Origin of the sequence: Photorhabdus sp. RM323S, from assembly GCF_042879375.1 — a bacterium.
In the GTDB taxonomy this organism is placed as follows: Bacteria; Pseudomonadota; Gammaproteobacteria; order Enterobacterales; family Enterobacteriaceae; genus Photorhabdus; species Photorhabdus tasmaniensis.
The window spans coordinates 1-828 of sequence record NZ_JBHFKZ010000171.1 but is presented as its reverse complement, the minus strand read 5'-3'; the positions used below and the strand labels follow the sequence as shown (position 1 = coordinate 828).

General features: G+C 49.2%; 1 protein-coding gene. It reads right to left on the bottom strand.

Annotated features, from left to right (window positions below; translation table 11 throughout):
- A partial coding sequence (gene tssI, locus ACGF7G_RS22510; protein WP_387468512.1) for a type VI secretion system tip protein TssI/VgrG occupies positions 1-815 on the bottom strand: 815 nt, incomplete at its 3' end.
- Positions 816-828: the final 13 nt, after the last annotated feature.

The window sequence follows — 828 nt, the reverse complement described above, 5'->3', positions numbered from 1 at the left end:
AAAGCTTCCAGCCGGTACTGAGTAAACGGAATGCCCTCTTTGTTTTTCAGAAAACGCCCGTAACTTTCGAAGATATGAAATGGCGTGCTGTTTTCTGCTTCATAATCGGTGGCGTTATGCTGCAAAGCATAATTGGGGTTGTGGTAATTCCGGTCTTTTTGAGTGGTGGATTCAGGGCGCATGTGGGAGCCAAGAGACCATCCGGAGATAACATTTTCATCTGTTACGTCGGTGACATCTGGGTTGTAGATCAACGTATCCGGTGCCCTCATGTGTAAGTGGCTGTCGCTCACATGGAGCCCATCATCGGCGAACCAGAAGAAAATCCCCTCTTCCGCTGCCAGGCGGGTGAAGAAATCATAGGAGGATTCCCTTTTCATGGTGGTGTATTCCCGTACTGAGTGCGGGTCATTAAAACGTATATTGGCCTGGAGTTTTTTCTGTTTCAGTATGCTGTGTAAAATGTCGGGAACACTGAGCTGGTGATAAATACGGCTGTCCTGATCGAGGGTCAGCAGCCACATTTCTGGCCTGACGGTCAGGTGATACAGCGTTTGATGCCGGTTTGTGGTCCCGATAACCGCACTTTCAATCAATCCGTTCACTTCACGTTGTAAAACATCGTCACGGGTGACGGTGAACTGTGCGGTTTGAAGCAGAAGGGTCGCCGTATCAATATCGGAGCGCGGTGCCGCCAGGGTCAGCGACAGGGTAAGTAACGATGAAAGCGCTTCATCTAATGTAAAATTGACGACCGCAAAAGTTTTGGGTGCCAGATTGCCGATAGTGCAGGAAAAGCGGAGTCCGGTTTTCATGGTTTTTCCTCAT